Genomic DNA, 17,682 nt, shown 5'->3' on the forward strand with positions numbered 1-17,682 from the left:
GGATCCTTATTAACGTAATTTTTGGCGCCAGGCGTTAAGCACGTCTGTGCGGGTAATCAGGCCGAGGAAGCGCTCGCCGTCGAGCACCACCGCGACGTGGCCATGGTTGAAGGTGGCCTGTAATTCCTCGTAGCCGGCTTCCTTTTGCAGCGTCTGGACCTGCTTGGTCATCGCGCTGCCGGCCGGCAGGCTGAAGTGGGCGGCGTCGGCCTGGACGGCGTTCAGCAGATCCCACTCATCGATCAATCCGACCACCCGATCGCCTTCCAGCACCGGTAGCTGCGAGATGTCGTACAGCCGCATGCGGGCGTGCACGATCGCCAGCGTGTCGTCCGGCGCGGCGGAAACGGCGGCGCCTTCGTCGTGGCGATAAGCGATCAGATCGCGCAGATCGCCGTGCTGCGGTTTGCTCAGCAGGCCCTGCTCCAGCATCCAGTGGTCGTTATACATTTTAGACAGGTATTTGTTGCCGCTGTCGCAAACGAAGGTCACGACCCGCTTGGGTTCGGTTTGCGCGCGGCAGTAACGCAGAGCGGCGGCCAGCAGGGTGCCGGTGGAGGAGCCCGCCAGCACGCCTTCCTTGCGCAGCAGATCGCGCGCGGTGGTGAAGGCTTCTTCATCGCCGATGCGGTAAGCGTGGCGCACCTGGTCAAAGTCGCTGAGCGGCGGGACGAAGTCTTCGCCGATGCCTTCCACCAGCCAACTGCCCGCTTCGCCGATTTGGCCGTGGTCGAGATAGTCCGCCAGGATAGAGCCGGCAGGGTCGGCCAGCACGAATTCCGTCTGCGGCGAAACCTCGGCGAAATAGCGGCTCAACCCGCCCAGCGTGCCGCCGGAACCGACGCCGACCACGATGGCGTCCACGTCATGATCCATCTGCCGCCACAGTTCGGGCGCGGTGGTGGTGGTATGGGCCGCCGGGTTGGCCGGGTTGTTGAACTGATCGATATAAAAGGCACCGGGGATCTCCCCGGCCAGGCGTTTAGCGTAATCCTGATAATAAGCTGGGTGCCCCTTGCCGACGTCCGAACGGGTCAGCAACACCTCTACCCCCAACGCGCGCAGGTGGAAGATCTTTTCGCGGCTCATCTTGTCCGGCACCACCAGCAGCAGCTTATAGCCTTTCAGCGCCGCCACCAGCGCCAACCCCAGGCCGGTATTGCCGGCGGTGGCTTCGATGATGGTGCCGCCCGGCTGCAGTTTGCCGTCGCGCTCGGCCTGCTCGATCATCGACAGCGCCACGCGGTCTTTGATCGAACCGCCGGGGTTTTGGTTCTCCAGCTTGACGAACAGCCGGCACGGGCCGGTATCAAACTGGGTCAGTTCCAACATCGGGGTATTGCCAATCATCTCGATGACGGAATGGGGGATCGCCATGACTCATCTCCAGGATTATTCGGTATAAAAGTCGTTGTGCGGATGATAGCGCTGAGGATAAGCGCTTTAAAAAGAACAAATAACGGTTCTATATGCCATTATGGAATATATTAATCTTTTTTAGACGTATGGAAGCGCAGATGTTTAGCGGTGCAGATGCTTGGCCGTTTAGCCGTCGATGGGGGCGAATGTGCGCGTCTCGATGCTTTTTTGAACGATAAGTGCGTGCCTGCGTACAGTTATGTAAAAATGCTGAAAATTCACGCTAAACCCTGCAAAAATAAGATAAATCACATAAACTCACAGCAAGGGCATTTTCGGTGTGTTGTGTTACCCGCTACGGGCGCCGCAGGGGGTTGCGGCCGGCACGCGCGCACCGGGCCACTCTCGCTGGTTGGCTTAAAACGTGAACATGTTTGAAAGTTAACGCTATTTCAATGGTTTTGAATGGACACTCTGGCGACGTCATGATGAAAAAAAACTTATCCACTTCCCTGAAAAAACTGACCTTCAGCGTAGGCATCCTGTTGCTGGCCGCCCCGGCCGTACACGCGGCCGAGCCGCCGGCGCCGCCGCAGGTAGACGCCAAGGCCTTCATTCTGATGGATTACAACAGCGGCAAGGTGCTGACTGAAGGCAATGCCGATACGCGTCTCGATCCCGCCAGCCTGACCAAGATCATGTCCAGCTACGTGATCGGCCAGGCGATCAAGGCCGGCAAGATCAAGCCGGAAGACATGGTCACCGTCGGCAAAGACGCCTGGGCGCCCGGTAACCCGGCGCTGCGCGGCTCTTCGCTGATGTTCATCAAGCCGGGCGATCAGGTGCCGGTGCTGGAACTGAATAAGGGCATCGTGATCCAGTCCGGCAACGACGCCAGCATCGCGCTGGCGGACTACGTGGCGGGCAGCCAGGATTCGTTCGTCGGCCTGATGAACAACTACGCCAAATCCCTGGGCCTGCAGAATACCCACTTCCTGACGGTGCACGGCCTGGATGCGGAAGGGCAGTACAGCACCGCGCGCGACATGGCGCTGTTGAGTCAGGCGCTGATCCGCGACGTGCCGGACGAATACGCGCTGCATAAAGAGAAAGAGTTCACCTTCAATAAGATCCGCCAGATTAACCGCAACCGTCTGCTGTGGAGCAGCAACCTGAACGTTGACGGCATCAAGACCGGCTACACCAGCGGCGCCGGTCACAACCTGGTGGCGTCCGCCACCGACGGCCCGATGCGCCTGATCTCGGTGGTGCTGGGCGCGCCGAGCGATCGCGTGCGCTTTAGCGAAAGCGAAAAGCTGTTGACCTGGGGCTTCCGCTTCTATGAAACCGCGACGCCGATCAAGGCCGATAAACCATTCGTCACCCAGAAAGTGTGGTTCGGCGACGTCAGCGAAGTGCCGCTCGGCGTGGCGAAAGACGCCTCGGTCACCATTCCGAAAGGGCAGATGAAAAACCTGAAGGCCAGCTACAAGCTGACCCAACCGACGCTGGAAGCGCCGCTGGCGAAAAACCAGGTGGTCGGCACCATCGATTTCCAGCTGGATGGCAAAACCATCGAACAGCACCCGCTGGTGGTGATGCAAGAGGTGAAAGAGGGCAACTTCTTCAGCCGCATCTGGGATATGGTGATGATGAAGCTGAGCCAGTGGTTCGGCGGGATCTTCGGCTGAATAGCCTGATGTGAGGAGCGCCCCGGGCGCACCATCCTCGACCAAGCCGCAACGGAGACGTTGCGGCTTTTTTTTATTTTCAGTATCCGGCCGAAGCGGCGCTTTAAAAATAGTCCACCAGCATGGTGGCTCCGCTGGAGAAGTCGCCTTCCGCCAGGGTGACGGCGCTGTTTTTCACCGGCACTGCATCAAGCGTCGGCGGATTGGCGTAGTCGATGTTCAGCGGCGTATTGATGGCGAAGGCCTTACCGTTGGCCAACAGCTTGATGCCCAATCCAGTGACGCTGCTGGTCAACACGCTGTTGTCAAAGGCCGCCGCGCTGCCCATGATCTTCATTTTCAACTGGCGGCTGTTATCCAGAAACTCGCATTTGATGCTGTAATCGATGCGTTGCATATAGCGGCTGCCGTCGATGCGTTTGATGCCGACCTTGCCGAAGTCGATATCGATGGTGCGCCCGTCGTTGATCACGCAAGGCGGAGGCGCCACCACGGTGGCGGTGATGTTGACTTTGGTGCCCTGATCGGCGGCCTGAGCGGCCGAGCTAATCAACTCCAGCGCCAACAGCAGGGCGCAGCCCGTTTTTATCGTCATGTTCATTCTGGCTCCCGTCTCAAGGTGCGCTGAAGATCAGCGTGGCCGAGCCCGACAGCGGACCGGTGGCGATGCTGGTGTAAGGGACATTGTTCTTCACCGGCACAAAGGTGACGGTGTCGTTGCCCAGACCGTTGACGATGCGCGTTCTGAAGGCATTGTTGGGCTTTACCACCGCGCCGTTGTACACCATGGCCACGCCGACGTTGGGGTTGGTGGTCTTGATAAAATCGCTGGAGAATCCGCTGGCGTCGCTGACCATCCGGATCAGAATATCCTGCGTCGCACTCTGATCGTCGCACTGGTAGCTGAGCGCTTTGTCCTGTTTGATCTGGGCGTCGTTGGCGCTCTGGGTCAGGAAGTCCTGGCGGATCTGACCAAAATCGACATTAATTTGCTGGCCGTTGTTGATGGTGCAACTGGTGGTGACGAAGTAGGCGTCGTTGTCGGCGATCAGGCGCCAGCGATAAACGCCGCACTGTGGGCAGCCCGGTTGATCGTTGGTCTGAATAAAGTTGATTTGGCCGATGACGTCACCCTTATTCACCTTGATGTCCGGCGTTGGGAAACGGTTCAACACGATATAGACCCGGATGGCGACAGACTGGGTCTGCAAGCCGGTGAGGCTGAGTACGCTGATGCCGGCAGGCACCGGGGAGTTATAGTCGCTGCCGTTGATGGTCGTGCCGCTGCCGATCGAGCCAAAAATCGCGCCGTTCATCGACAGCGCCGGGCTATCGGTTTTGAGATAGTCGTACCAGCTCGCGACGTCGTTTTTACAGGTGACCTGGCTGACGTTGACGATTTCGTTTTTGCCATAAGAAAGCTGCGGCCCGATGCGAACCCGGACGTCAACCGGCGTGGCCGATCCCCCCGGGGGAATAAGTCCGCCATCGGACGTGCGGCAAGTAAATGCGTTGGCGTTGCCAAACAGCAGGAAGAAAGAGAGTGCCAGGCAGCAACGTAAAAATAGCAGGGCTGTTTTTCTCACGATAATATCCCGATATATATAAATGGTGTGCGGCGTTACTCCGCAATGAAATATTGCCAATCAGGCCGGCTGGCCATATTTATTCCGTTAAAGGAGAGTGAGATGCATCTTTGTTGGGTATGCCGTTGTTATCGCCACCGTCCAGCAACGCGGTGGGATACCACCTCAACGAGTTGTTGATGGAGCCGTCCGTCACAATCACTTCTTGTCGGGCGACAAGATCCAATAACAGCCGTCGAGCTCGGTAAACACCGACGTTGACGGCATTGGCCAGTTGCCGTGTCGAAAGCCACTGCTGCTGTGGCGGCGGCCCGGCGACGGGACATTGACGGGGCGATTGCGCGAATAATGTTTGCAGCAGATCGTGCTGCAATTGCCGTATTTCCTTTTGTTTCGGAGATAACGCTTCCATAGCACTTCCTCTGTATTCCGATTGCCGTATTCCTAAGAAAAAACAAACATTCGCCGTCTACCAACAACGAGGTAAAACGCGAACAAAGAAAATTCCTATCTATTTATCAGGATTGAAAAAAAAGGCGTTGCCCGCCCCGTTTTTACCTATGTTCAGGCAGGGGTGGCGTCACGCAGAAACCTAAAATTTTGGTTTATTATATTCACAAAGAGCCACTTTGCGATCTGATTACTTGTGAATCTCGCAAAAACAGGATATTGCTCTATAAAAGTATTTTTTACGATCTATGAGCCTAAAAATAACAGTAAATTAACTTTAATTAGGAAATAAATTGCGAATGTTCGCCTTGATCAAAAAAAGCCTTTTTTTGCTGAGAGGCATTTGCCAGAATATTCATCGCCGGACAAGAAGGGCGGATTAGAAAGTATTGGCCCCTGCTCGTTGTGGTTTCGTTTATTTTTATAGGACGAATTCATTAATGGGTGGGCCGCTGCAGACTTACCGTTATCGACTTTTTATTGTCGGTGCCTTTGGGTTTTGGCAGTTAACCAACTAGCAAGATGCTAAAGAATCAGGGCTGCGCACATATAAGCGCGAGCAGGTTTCCTGTTGCTCTTTTTCTTGATTGGAATATGCATTTTTTCTTATAAGGAATATAGGTTCTATGAAACTTAACAAAATCATGATGGCTGCAGTGATTGCATTTGGCGCAAGTTCTTTTGCACAGGCAGCCGATCAGGGACACGGTAAGGTCACTTTCACGGGCTCTATTATTGATGCGCCATGCTCTATTGCGCCTGAGTCGATCGATCAGACCGTAGATCTGGGCCAGGTGTCCAACGTGGCGTTGAAAAACGGCGGCAAATCCAACCCGCGTCCGTTTGAAATCAAGCTGGAGCAGTGCGACATCACCACCCTGAAAACCGTTAAAACCACCTTCAGCGGCGTAGCATCGTCTACCGATAAGGATCTGCTGGGCATCGCGGGCACCGCCAGCGGCGCCGGCGTAGCCATCTCTTACAACGGCCAGCCGATCAAATTGGGTGAAGCGACTACCGCGCAGACCCTGAACACCGGCAACAACACCCTGCATTTCGCCGCCTACCTGCAGGGCGAAGGCGCTTCCGCCGCCATCGTTCCGGGCGACTTCACCGCCGTAGCCGATTTCACCCTGGCTTATCAGTAAGTGAGTCCGAAGGCTTAATCAACCAGGCATGGGGCTCGCCGCATGCCTGGTGAATCTCCCTGTCAAAGGAATGTCGCGATGTTTTTACCAAGGAATCGAGCGGGTGCCGTTCTTTTGGCGTCGTTGGCGTTTGCGCCCGGCTATGCAACTTCCGCCGCGCAGGGGTGGGGCAAGGTCAGCATGCACGGCGCCATTATCGACACCGCCTGCGCCATTGCCGCCGGCAGCCGCGATCAGACGATCGATATGGACACTCTTCCTCTCGGGCAGATCATTCGTGACGGCCAGGGGATGACCAAACCTTTCAGTATTGAATTGGTCAACTGCATTTTGGAACGGCCGGAAAATAAACCTGATTGGAAATTCTTTCAGGTCACGTTTGATGGTTATGCGGAAGGCGCTCTGTTTGGCGTACAGGGCGAGGCGCGCGGCGTCGCATTGAAGATAAAAGACAGCAACGGCACGCCGGTTATTCCAGGGAAACCCTTACCGATGGAAGGAATAATACCGGGAAATAGAGTGCTGAATTATTCCATGACGTTGATGCCGAATCATCAGCCGTTGAAGGCGGGAGCGTATTTTTCCACAGTGCGTTTTAAGCTGGATTTATTTTTGTATTTTTTCTCGTACTGACGGTTAATTCGTTATTGAAAGGACTTTTATTATGCTTTCACCGGCAGGGAAGTTATTTCGTCTTCAAGCTTTGGGGCTTTGTGTTGCCCTTTCTCTGGGAAATCCGATCGCGTTGGTCTATGCCGCCGACGTTATTCAATTCAATACTGACGTATTAGACATCAACGATCGTAAAAATATCGATCTGAGCCAATTTACGCGCAGCGGCTACATCATGCCGGGCGTTTATACCATGGTGGTGCACGTCAATAAGAACGACCTGCCGGAACAGCCGGTGACGTTTTTGGCGCCTGAGAACGATCCTAAAGGCAGCGAAGCCTGTCTTTCACCGGCATTGGTCAACCAACTGGGGCTGAAAGAAAAGCTGTTAAGCACGCTGAACTGGACACACGGCGGCCGCTGCCTTGACGCCTCCAGTCTGGCGGGGATGGAAGCGCGCGGCGATCTCGCCAGTTCCGCGCTGTATCTCAACATCCCACAGGCCTATCTGGAGTACAGCTCGGAAAACTGGGATCCGCCTTCGCGCTGGGATGACGGTATTCCCGGGCTGCTGTTTGACTATAACGTCAACGCCCAAACGCAAAAGCACCAGAAAGGCGGCAGCAGCTACAGCCTGAGCGGCAACGGCACCGGCGGCGCCAACCTGGGCGCCTGGCGCCTGCGCGCCGACTGGCAGGCCAACCTCAACCACCAGACCGGATCTTCTCAGCCGACTGACAAACAGTTCGACTGGAGCCGCTATTACGCCTATCGGGCGATCCCGGCGCTGCGTTCGCGGCTGACGATGGGGGAGGATTACCTGAACTCCGACATTTTCGACAGCCTGCGCTTTACCGGCGTCAGTCTGCGATCCGACGACAGCATGTTGCCGCCCAACCTGCGCGGCTATGCGCCGGAAGTGACCGGCGTGGCGAAAACCAACGCCAAGGTGGTGGTCAGCCAGCAAGGGCGCGTGCTGTATGAAACGCAAGTGGCGGCGGGGCCGTTCCGCATTCAGGACATCAACGACGCCGTTTCCGGCGAGCTGGACGTGCGCGTCGAAGAGCAGGACGGCAGTGTGCAGGAGTTCAAGATGAACACCGCCAACATTCCTTACCTGACGCGCCCGGGCACGGTGCGTTACAAGCTGGCGACGGGCAAACCGTCGGAGTGGGGGCATCACCTGCGCGGGCCGATGTTCGGCACCGGCGAGTTCTCCTGGGGCATCAGCAACGGCTGGTCGCTGTACGGCGGTGGCATCGCCGGCGGCGATTACAACGCGCTGTCGCTGGGGATCGGGCGCGATCTGATGGCGCTGGGGGCGCTGTCGTTCGACGCCACGCAGTCGCGCGCGCGTTTGCCGCAGGAGGGCACGCTTACCGGCGGTTCGTATCGGTTGAGCTATTCGAAGAACTTCGATGAATACGACAGCCAGGTCACCTTCGCCGGTTACCGCTTCTCCCAGGAGGACTTCATGAGCATGGGGGACTACCTCGATGCGCGTTACGAAGGGGGACGCAGCGGCAAGAGCAAGGAGATGTACACCATCACCTTCAACAAACAGTTCCGCGATCTGGGGCTCAGCACCTATCTCAACTACAGCCACCAAACCTATTGGGATCGGGCGCCGAACGATCGTTACAACCTGATGGTATCGCGCTACTTCGATATCGGCGATTTCAAGAACGTCAGCGTATCGCTGTCGGCCTATCGCAACCGTTACAACGAGCGCAACGACGACGGGATGTACCTGTCGCTGTCGCTGCCCTGGGGCAGCGCCGGGACGCTCAGTTACAACATGACGCTCGATCGTGAAGAGAACGCTCATCGGGTCGGTTACTACAACCGGGTCGATGAACACAACAACTATCAGATCAGCGCGGGCGCCGCGCGCAGTGGGGCGACCGCCAGCGGGTATTACAGCCATCAGGGCGATATGGCGCAGATCAACGCCAACGCCAGCTACCAGGCCGGTCGCTACAGCGCCGTCGGCATCGGCGCGCAGGGCGGCCTGACGATGGCGGCGGAAGGGGCGGTGCTGCATCGGGTCAATACGCCGGGCGGCACGCGCTTGCTGCTCGATACCGAAGGCGTCGCCGGCGTGCCGGTGCGTGGCTACGGCAGTACGGTGCTGACCAACCGTTACGGCAAGGCGGTGGTGGCGGATGTGAACAGCTACTACCGCAACAAGGCCAGCATCGATCTCAACAGCCTGGGCGACAACGTCGAGGCGACGCGTTCCGTGGTGCAGGCCACGTTGACCGAGGGCGCCATCGGCTACCGCAAGTTCGAGGTGATTGCCGGCGAGAAGGCGATGGCGATCGTCAAGCTGGCGGACGGCAGTGAGCCGCCGTTTGGCGCCACGGTGCTGAATGCCCGCAAACAGGAGACCGGCATCATCAATGACGGCGGCAGCGTTTACCTGTCCGGCCTCAACCCCGGCGAGCGCATGAGCGTGCACTGGAACGGTGCGGCGCAGTGTGAAATCCAGCTGCCGGCGCCGTTGCCGGCCGAAATGCTGATGAACACGTTGCTGCTGCCTTGCCGTCCTCTCACCGGTAACAAGCCGGCGGAGAACGCCAACTGATACCCCCGGCGGAGCGTGCTTCGCCGCTAAACCGCCGGGGCGGAATCGCCCGCCTTCGGCTGACTGGAACCGTGAAGACATGATGAATCTGACTATGACCAGAAAGACCGTTTCCCTTTTGAGCTCGCTCGCCGCCGCGTTGACGATCGGCGCGATCGGCCTGCCCGCCCATGCGGCTATCGCGCTGGATCGCACGCGCGTGATTTTCGACGGCGACCAGAAAACGGTCAGCCTCAACATCAGCAATCAGAATAAGCAATTGCCCTATCTGGCCCAGGGGTGGATTGAAGACGATCGCGGCAACAAGATCCAAAGCCCTTTCACCGTGCTGCCGCCGGTGCAGCGGGTGGAGCCGGGCAAACCGAGCCAGGTGAAGATCCAGTCGCTGCCGGCGGCGCGTCAGCTGCCGCAGGACAGAGAGACGCTGTATTACTTCAACCTGCGCGAGATCCCGCCGCGCAGCAATAAGCCGAACACGCTGCAGATAGCGTTGCAGACGCGCATCAAAATGTTTTATCGCCCGGCGGCGCTCGCCCCGAAAAAGAACGCCGCACCGTGGCAGGAGCAGCTGACGCTGACCCGGCAGGGTGACAAGTACGTGGTGAACAATCCGACCCCGTATTACGTGACGATCGTTGAGGCGAGCGCCGGCAAGGGCGGGAAAGGGGCCGCCGGCTTTGAACCGTTGATGGTGGCGCCGAAGGCCAGCGCCTCGCTGAACGTCTCAGCCGCGAGCCTCGGCAGCGGCCCGTCGCTGGCGTACATCAACGATTACGGTGGTCGGCCGCAGTTGAACTTCCGCTGCGCCGGCAATGCCTGCCAGGTCGTGCCGGTCGCCAAATGACGCGCCGCGCGCAAGCAGGGAAGACCAAGTCATGAACACAGCGGAGTGAACGAATCATGCAACGAAAGAACCCCATGCTGTTGGGAAAGGCCTATGAACGTCATCAGCGACGCACTATTGGCCTGACGGTGTTGGCCGCGCTGATGGTGCCGCTGACGGCGGGCACGATGCTGATGCTGATGCCACCGGCCCGCGCGGTGGATAACTGGGACGTTGAGGGGGCGAACGGCACGCTCCACGTCTACGGCGCGTTAACGGAAAGCGCCTGCAGCCTGGAAATGACCACCGCCCGCCAGGAGGTATGGCTGGGCGAGACGGGAACGGCGCACTTCCAGCGCCCGGGCGATCGCGGCACGCCGGTCGCCTTCGAGCTGACGCTGAAAGACTGCCTGCGGGCGCCGGCGAGCAACCGCGACGCCTGGACCGGGGTTCTGGCCTGGAGCGGCAGCCAGCCTGCGGTGTCCGTCGCGTTTTCCGCGCCGACGGATGACGACGCGCCGGGTCTGGTCAGCGTCGCCGGCGTCACCGGTTTGGGGTTGCAGTTGGCGGATGCCCACGGTCTGCCGGTCCGCCTCGGCGCGCGCAACAAACCGGTATTGCTGACGCCGGGACAAAACACCCTGACGTATACGGTGACGCCGGTGCGCACTCCGGCGACGCTGAGCGCCGGCGCTTACCGCGCGGCGATCGATTTCCGTCTTTATTACGACTAATACGCCGCTTGCGCCTGGCAGGCGCAAGCATAACCAAAGGGAGTGGCGTCATGCGCGCGACAGAGACGAACCGGCGCCGAAGCGCGCTGCTGGGAGCCGGCATGGTGATGCTGGCCGGCATGATGGCGCAGCCGGCGGCTGCGGCGGAAAACATGCGCTTTCACGGTACGCTGGTGGCCGAGCCGTGTGTCATACAACCGGGGGATGAGGACATCCAACTGGATTTCGGCACCATCGTCGACAAATACCTGTACCTGAACACCCGCACCCACAGCCAAACCTTCGCGTTGCACCTGACCGAGTGCGATCTCAGCCTGGGCAATACGGTGGCCATTACGTTTACCGGTACTGAGAACGCCAAACTGCCCGGCCTGTTGGCGTTGGATGGCGGCAGCCTGGCGTCGGGGATCGGCATCGGGCTGGAGGACAGCAGCGGCAAGGCGCTGCCGCTCAATCGCGCCAGCGATAAATTCCGTCTGAACGCCGGCAACACCACACTCACGCTGCAAGCCTATGTGCAGGGAGAGCCGGAAGCCATCCAGACGAAGTCCATCGGCCGCGGCACCTTCAGCGCGGTGGCCACCTTCACGTTGGAATACGAATAAGCGCCTACAAGGACAAGAAACGCAATGATGAGAAAGCACGTCAATCACGCCCTGCGCATGGGGATGCTGTGCCTGTTGGCGTTGAGCGCCGCCGCTTGCCAAAGCCAAAAGCCGGGCAAGCCTGCCGTGAACACCCAAAATCAGGCTGCGCAACCTCCGTCAGAAGAGGTGTTGCGCAAGCAGCGTGAGGCCGAGCAACTGCGCCAGTGTCAGGAGCAACTGGGCGCGTTGCGCACGATCAACGAGAAACAGTATCAGCGCTACAAACAGGCGTTCGACAGCCTGATGAGTGGCGCTTCCCAGTACGCCAACCTGCGCGCCCGGGTAAACGGTGACACGCAGGAGACGGTGGATGCGCTGTATCGCTACAAGGTCAACTATCTGTGCGCCGGGGTGAATCAGGCGGTGTTGACAGGGCTGGCGGATCGCGGGGAGCAGGTTAAATGAGGCTGCGTCTGCTGGGCTGTGTCGCTTTGCTGTTCACCGGCGTCGCGCAAGCGGACGACGGCGTGCCGGCGCTGCTGCAGTTTGCCGAGCAGTATCAACGGCAGAATATCGGTCCGGCGACCGAAAAAACGGCGCCGGACGACCGTGAGTCAGGGAAAAAAAAGCGTGAGCCGGCGAAGCGCCTGTCGGACAACAGCCAATCCGCCTCACCGGCCAAAACGTTTACGCTGAGCCAGGAATTATTGGCGCGCGATCAACAGCTGGCGCGCCAGCGAATGGCGCTGACGGCGCTGCGCCAGGAGCTCGCCGCGCTGCGGGCGGAGAAAGCGGCGCCACCCGTCGCGGCGTTGCCGGACTCGTCAACGCTTCAACAGTGGATCGCCGGACTGGGCGCCGCCTGGCGTGGTTCGCCCGACGCGCAGCGCGCCGAGGCGCTGTTGCGTCAGGCGACGCAGGAAACCGCCAAAAGCAGAGCGACGGCGGCGCAGGCCGAACGGCGCGTCACCGAACTTGAGTCTGCCGCGCAGGCATCGGCACAAACGCTTGCACAACGCCAACGCGAGCACCAGGAGGCGTTGCACGCTCTGCGCGCCGCGTTGGAAGAAAGCGAGCAGAAGCGGGCCGGTGAGCAGAAGGCGACTCAGCAGGCGCGCGAAGACCTGCTGGCGTTGCGTAAGCGGCTGCAATGGGAGATGACGCCGGAGCAGTTGAAGGATGAACGCAAGCGTTTGTCCTATGCGGCGGGCAGTGCGCTGGGGCGGGATATTCAGGGGTTGATGACGGAGCGTCAAAGCTGGGGCGTGCCGGTGGATCGCGACAGCCTGTTGGCGGGCGTTATCGACAGCGTGTCGGGACGTTTGCAACTGTCGCCGCAGGAACTGAATACGTTGACGGCGCAGGCGGATGCCGCCGCCGTGGCCGCGCGTGAGAAACGCGTTAACCAGCAGCGGCGGCGCGATGACGATTACCTGACGCAGTTCAGTCAACAAAAGGGCGTAAAGCAGTCGGCGATGGGCTTCTGGTATCGGGTGGATTATGCCGGGGAGGGGGCGCTGGCGCAAACGGCGGTGGTCGATGTTGTGGTGAAAGAGAAGCTGACCGACGGCACGGTGATCCAGGATATGGATCTGAGCGGCAAGGTGCTGTCGCAACCGCTGTCCGAATACCCGCCGCTGTTCCGGGAGGCGATAAGTCATCTGCACAACCACGGCTCGTTGACGATGGTCGTGCCGCCGGCGCTGGCCTACGGTGAAACCGGCTACCCGCCGAAGGTGCCGCCCAACGCCACCATGGTTTATGAATTGCGCATCGACAACAGCCAGGCGCCGGCAAAGGGCGTCCAGGCGGTTAAACGGGAAGCCGACACGGCGGGAGAGCAGGGATGAACACGATGATAAAAATCGCGCTATTTGATGAGAATCGATACTTCAGCGCCGGTTGGCAAGAGGCTCTGGCGCTGCACTTCAGCACTTACGGCAAGCGCACGCTGTTAGTGGATGCGCGGCAGGCTCATGAAGCCGATCTGGTGTTCTGCTATTTTCCTCCCGGCGTGCAAAGCTGTTTTTGTCACCTCTCTGAGGCGCAGCCCGTGGGGCGTAAAACGCTGTATTTCTCGTTGCGAACGCCGGAGGGACGGCATAAACGCACCGTCGGTAACCGCTGCTCGCTGGAGGCCGGCGTCATCTACCACGATATGCCGTTGGTTTCGGCGCTGTATCAGGTGAGCGCCGAGCTGGAGCGGCGCAGCAAATGGCCGGGCCGACTGAGCTGTGGCAGGAACTGCGCATGCCAACACCGGGGCTTGACGTTGCGCGAACAAGAGATCATGCGCTGCATGACGCGGGAGATGGGAGTCACGCAAATCGCCCGGATGCTGGATATTAGCGTGAAGACGGTCAGCAATCACAAGATGAGCGTCATGCGCAAAATGGGATTCCGGCGTAATGCCGAACTTTACGGCTGGCTGCGGCACAGCGCTCGTCCCGGGGCTGTGGGGCTTCGCGCGGGCATTCAGCCCGGCGTTGCGGCAGGAAAGGATCGCTATTGAAACGGCGCCGGCCAAGTCACACCGGCCGGCGCCTTAAGTGCCTCGCCGTGGCGATCAGTTGCAGGCCACGACCTTGATCGCCAGCCCGCCCTGTGAGGTTTCGCGGTATTTGGCGTTCATGTCTTTGCCGGTCTCGTACATGGTTTCGATCACCTTATCCAGACAAACCCGCGGTTCGCTGGTCCGGCGCATCGCCATGCGTGCGGCGTTGACCGCCTTAACGGCGGAAATGGCGTTGCGTTCGATGCACGGCACCTGAACCTGGCCGGCGAGCGGATCGCAGGTCAGCCCCAAATGGTGCTCCATGGCGATCTCCGCCGCGATGCACACCTGCGCCGGGCTGCCGCCGAGCAGCTCGGTCAACCCGGCCGCCGCCATTGAACAGGCCACGCCCACTTCCCCCTGGCAACCCACTTCGGCGCCGGAGATCGAGGCGTTCATCTTGTACAGCGCGCCAATCACGCCGGACGCCAGGAAATAGCGGGTGTAGGAGTTGGCGTTCACCGGGCGGATGAACTTGTCGTAGTAGGCCAGCACCGCAGGGATGATGCCACACGCGCCGTTGGTCGGCGCGGTGACCACGCGGCCGCCGGCCGCGTTCTCTTCGTTGACCGCCAACGCGAACATGTTGATCCAATCGACCACGTTCATTGGATCGATATTGTTCTTGTCTCCGGTCACCAGAATGCGGCGCAGCGCGGCGGCGCGGCGCGGCACTTTCATCGGGCCGGGCAGCAGCCCTTCGGTGTTGATGCCGTGCTCGATACCGGCGCTCATCACCTGCCAGACATCGGCGAAATGCGCGTCGATATCCGCCTTGCTGCGCAGCGCCAGCTCGTTTTGCATCACCAGGCCGGACAAGGACAGCCCGGTCTCCTTGCAATGCTGCTGCAGATCGTGCGCTGATTTGAACGGATAGGGCACCGGCGTGGCGCCCTCGGCGGACTGGCCGAAGTGCTCTTCGTCGACGATAAAACCGCCGCCGATCGAGTAATAGGTTTTGCTGTGCAGCAGGCGTTCACCGGCGAAGGCGCGGATGCGCATGCCGTTTTCATGCAGCGGCAGGTTGTCGCTGTGGAAGTTCATGCCGCCGTGCAGCGGGAAATCCACCTCGTGGTGGCCGTTGGCCAGCGGCAGGCGGCCGCGTTGCTCAACGTCGCGAATAAAGCCCGGAATGCTGTCGATGTCCACATCGTGCGGCAGGTTGCCAGCCAGGCCCATGATGATGGCGATGTCGGTGTGGTGACCTTTACCGGTCAATGACAGCGAACCGTAGACGTCGACCACCACGCGGGTGGTGTCCTGCAACTGCTGGTGCGCGATCAGCTCGTCGACGAACTGTTTGCCGGCCTTCATCGGGCCAACGGTGTGGGAGCTGGATGGGCCGATGCCGATTTTGAAAATATCGAAAACGCTGACCATGGTCTCGCCTCCTTCTTCAGGTTTCAGGCGGTGAATACGGGAAATGGGGGAGTGCGGGAGGGCCGGCGCGCAAGCGGCGCCGGCCGGGCGTGATTAGCCGAGCAGGCTGAACACGATGGCAGAGATGGCGATCAGACCCATCACAACCACGAACACGTTGCTGATGTGGCCGCTGTACTTGCGCATGGCAGGCACTTTACGGATGGCGTACATCGGCATCAGGAACAGCAGCATGGCGATGATTGGGCCACCCAGGGTTTCGATCATGCCCAGGATGCTTGGGTTCAGGGTGGCGACGATCCAGGTGGTCACCAGCATGAAGATAGCGGTCATGCGGTTCAACTTGGCGGTGCTGACGGTTTTGCCGCGGCTCTTCATCGACTTGGCGACCAGGCCGTTGAAGCCTTCACGGGCGCCCAGGTAGTGGCCCAGGAACGATTTGGTGATGGCGACGAAGGCGATAACCGGCGCGATGTACTCGATCATCGGGTTGTTAAAGTGGTTGGCCAGGTAAGACAGAATCGAGATGTTCTGCGCCTTGGCTTCCGCCAGGTTTTCCGGCGTCAGGCTCAGCACGCAGCTGAACACGAAGAACATCACGGTCAGCACCATCATGATGTGTGCATAAGCCAGAATGCGGGAGCATTTCTTCTCGGCGTCTGCGCCGTACTCTTCGCGTTTGGCGACGGCGAAGGCGGAGATGATCGGCGAGTGGTTGAAGGAGAACACCATCACCGGGATTGCCAGCCACAGGGTCATGATCAGGCCGTGACCCATGCCGGTACCGCTGCCGGACAGCGACACGTTTTCGAAGATGGCGCCGGTCCAGTTAGGGATCAGGTATACCGCCAGCAGCATCAGCACCGCCACGAACGGGAAGACCAGGATGCTCATGGTTTTCACGATGGCCTGCTCACCGAAGCGCACGATGGTCATCAGGCCGACGATCAGGATCAGCGACAGGATGGCGCGCGGCGGCGACGTCATGCCCAACTGGTGGGTAATGAAGCTGTCGACGGTGTTGGTGATCGCCACGCTGTAAACCAACAGAATCGGGTAGATGGCGAAGAAGTACAGCAGAGTAATCAGTTTACCGGCGGTGATGCCGAAGTGCTCTTCTACCACGGCGGTGATGTCTTCACCGGGATTTTTACCGGACAGAACGAAACGGCACAGGCCGCGGTGGGCAAAGAAGGTCATCGGGAAAGCGATGATGGCCATGATGATCAAAGGAATCAAACCGCCGATGCCGGCGTTGATTGGCAAGAACAGGACGCCTGCGCCGATGGCGGTGCCGTACAGGCCCAACATCCACATGGTATCCGTTTTACGCCAGGTAGTGCTGGAACCCGAAGCCGCAGAGGCAATTGTGCCGGTCTGTGTAGTGTCCATAAATATCTCCGAAGTGAACACGAATTTAAAATTAAAAGGCAAAACTTAAGGTTAAACCGTCAAACGTCCTATTCAGGCAACGCTTGCGGTAAGAATCAGGTGTTGCTTGCGGGGATGTTTTGGCGTCCCCCTGGTTGTTTATTGTGTTCATTACCACAGGCACAGCGCCGGGTAATTCACCAAAGACTTTTCACCGCCACGGGGTGATAAAAGTCGTTACCGCTGCCGACAGGTCTTTGCCTGTCGATTTTTGTTGGCGGCAAGATAACGATTTACAGTAGAAACAACCGTGATCCTGCTCTCAAATGCGTAATATGTGCAGTTATCTGCTTTTTTATCGATTTTTCGCGCATTTGTTGCACATTTGTGTAAGATTTTGTGCTGAGAACGCTCTCATAAAAATTTCTGCGATTATGCGGCTTGTACAATAATTAGCCGGATAAAGCGCTGTGCTCAGCAGCAAGCCGAGCAATATATTTTATGCGTGGTTTTGGATCTAGCTAAAAACCCGGATTAAGCAGTTTTAGTGACTTAGATCACATTGTATTTTTAAGTTAAATGGGAAGTATTGATTTGTTTTTAAAGGATTTTAATTGAAAAACACCGCTAGTAACGAAGGGAAATTACTTACGTGGTTAGCGGATAAAAATGCGTAACCATTCATCATATAAATAACAGATAGCTAACAGGTATTGGCGAGATTTGCTGCAATAGCCTAACCGGCCGTTTATTTAAACATCCCGGTCTTTGGCGCGATTTATCATATAAAAGCCATAAAT

Annotated in this window: 16 protein-coding genes; 10 read left to right on the forward strand and 6 right to left on the reverse strand. The window is 58.7% G+C overall.

Features of this window, described 5'->3' with window-relative positions; translation table 11 throughout:
• Positions 1-9 precede the first annotated feature (9 nt).
• Positions 10-1,377: a cystathionine beta-synthase gene (locus SERRSCBI_RS07775; protein ID WP_042784067.1), complete on the reverse strand. Its 1,368-nt coding sequence runs from the start codon at positions 1,375-1,377 to the stop codon at positions 10-12.
• Positions 1,378-1,844: 467 nt separating this feature from the next.
• Between SERRSCBI_RS07775 and SERRSCBI_RS07780 the strand changes: the two genes are divergently transcribed.
• The gene (locus SERRSCBI_RS07780) at positions 1,845-3,050 is read left to right on the forward strand and encodes a serine hydrolase (protein ID WP_033633487.1); all 1,206 of its coding nucleotides are present in this window, start codon (positions 1,845-1,847) and stop codon (positions 3,048-3,050) included.
• A 103-nt stretch (positions 3,051-3,153) separates the two neighbouring features.
• Here SERRSCBI_RS07780 and SERRSCBI_RS07785 read toward each other — a convergent pair whose 3' ends face one another.
• The 3 genes from SERRSCBI_RS07785 to SERRSCBI_RS07795 form a co-directional block, all read right to left on the reverse strand.
• Positions 3,154-3,645, reverse strand: coding sequence for a fimbrial protein (locus SERRSCBI_RS07785; protein WP_226772988.1), 492 nt, complete (start codon positions 3,643-3,645; stop codon positions 3,154-3,156).
• Between the two features lie 19 nt (positions 3,646-3,664).
• Positions 3,665-4,483 carry a fimbrial protein gene (locus SERRSCBI_RS07790; RefSeq protein WP_033644236.1) on the reverse strand — a complete coding sequence of 273 codons (819 nt, stop codon included), beginning with the start codon at positions 4,481-4,483 and terminating at the stop codon, positions 3,665-3,667.
• A 232-nt stretch (positions 4,484-4,715) separates the two neighbouring features.
• Positions 4,716-5,048: a hypothetical protein gene (locus SERRSCBI_RS07795; RefSeq protein ID WP_025302211.1), complete on the reverse strand. Its 333-nt coding sequence runs from the start codon at positions 5,046-5,048 to the stop codon at positions 4,716-4,718.
• Between the two features lie 664 nt (positions 5,049-5,712).
• Here SERRSCBI_RS07795 and SERRSCBI_RS07800 point away from each other — a divergent pair.
• The 9 genes from SERRSCBI_RS07800 to SERRSCBI_RS07840 all read left to right on the forward strand — a co-directional run bounded on the left by SERRSCBI_RS07800 (position 5,713) and on the right by SERRSCBI_RS07840 (position 14,089).
• The gene (locus SERRSCBI_RS07800; RefSeq protein ID WP_025302212.1) at positions 5,713-6,234 is read left to right on the forward strand and encodes a fimbrial protein; all 522 of its coding nucleotides are present in this window, start codon (positions 5,713-5,715) and stop codon (positions 6,232-6,234) included.
• 78 nt (positions 6,235-6,312) lie between these two features.
• Positions 6,313-6,867 carry a fimbrial protein gene (locus SERRSCBI_RS07805; protein ID WP_042784068.1) on the forward strand — a complete coding sequence of 185 codons (555 nt, stop codon included), beginning with the start codon at positions 6,313-6,315 and terminating at the stop codon, positions 6,865-6,867.
• Between the two features lie 31 nt (positions 6,868-6,898).
• Complete coding sequence (locus tag SERRSCBI_RS07810) at positions 6,899-9,433, forward strand: outer membrane usher protein (RefSeq protein WP_074446877.1); 2,535 nt, start codon at positions 6,899-6,901, stop codon at positions 9,431-9,433.
• Between the two features lie 79 nt (positions 9,434-9,512).
• Positions 9,513-10,277: a fimbria/pilus periplasmic chaperone gene (locus tag SERRSCBI_RS07815; RefSeq protein WP_089191437.1), complete on the forward strand. Its 765-nt coding sequence runs from the start codon at positions 9,513-9,515 to the stop codon at positions 10,275-10,277.
• A gap of 74 nt (positions 10,278-10,351) precedes the next feature.
• Entirely contained in the window at positions 10,352-10,990 is a 639-nt protein-coding gene (locus SERRSCBI_RS07820) for a fimbrial protein (protein WP_042784069.1), read from the forward strand.
• 50 nt (positions 10,991-11,040) lie between these two features.
• Positions 11,041-11,595, forward strand: a complete 555-nt coding sequence (locus SERRSCBI_RS07825) for a fimbrial protein (RefSeq protein ID WP_033642504.1) — start codon at positions 11,041-11,043, stop codon at positions 11,593-11,595.
• A 24-nt stretch (positions 11,596-11,619) separates the two neighbouring features.
• A complete protein-coding gene (locus SERRSCBI_RS07830; protein ID WP_046686746.1) occupies positions 11,620-12,042 on the forward strand; it encodes a hypothetical protein in 423 nt (140 codons plus the stop codon).
• Positions 12,039-13,427: an FKBP-type peptidyl-prolyl cis-trans isomerase N-terminal domain-containing protein gene (locus tag SERRSCBI_RS07835; protein WP_042784071.1), complete on the forward strand. Its 1,389-nt coding sequence runs from the start codon at positions 12,039-12,041 to the stop codon at positions 13,425-13,427. The genes SERRSCBI_RS07830 and SERRSCBI_RS07835 overlap by 4 nt, the downstream gene beginning before the upstream one ends.
• Positions 13,424-14,089, forward strand: a complete 666-nt coding sequence (locus SERRSCBI_RS07840) for a helix-turn-helix transcriptional regulator (RefSeq protein ID WP_033650640.1) — start codon at positions 13,424-13,426, stop codon at positions 14,087-14,089. The genes SERRSCBI_RS07835 and SERRSCBI_RS07840 overlap by 4 nt, the downstream gene beginning before the upstream one ends.
• Positions 14,090-14,143: 54 nt before the next feature.
• Here the strand turns inward: SERRSCBI_RS07840 and SERRSCBI_RS07845 are convergent, their stop codons facing one another.
• Positions 14,144-15,511, reverse strand: coding sequence for an L-serine ammonia-lyase (locus SERRSCBI_RS07845; RefSeq protein ID WP_042784072.1), 1,368 nt, complete (start codon positions 15,509-15,511; stop codon positions 14,144-14,146).
• A 93-nt stretch (positions 15,512-15,604) separates the two neighbouring features.
• Positions 15,605-16,903: an HAAAP family serine/threonine permease gene (locus SERRSCBI_RS07850; protein ID WP_033650641.1), complete on the reverse strand. Its 1,299-nt coding sequence runs from the start codon at positions 16,901-16,903 to the stop codon at positions 15,605-15,607.
• Positions 16,904-17,682 lie beyond the last annotated feature (779 nt).

The sequence above is a fragment of the Serratia sp. SCBI genome, from assembly GCF_000747565.1.
Lineage (GTDB): Bacteria > Pseudomonadota > Gammaproteobacteria > Enterobacterales > Enterobacteriaceae > Serratia > Serratia ureilytica.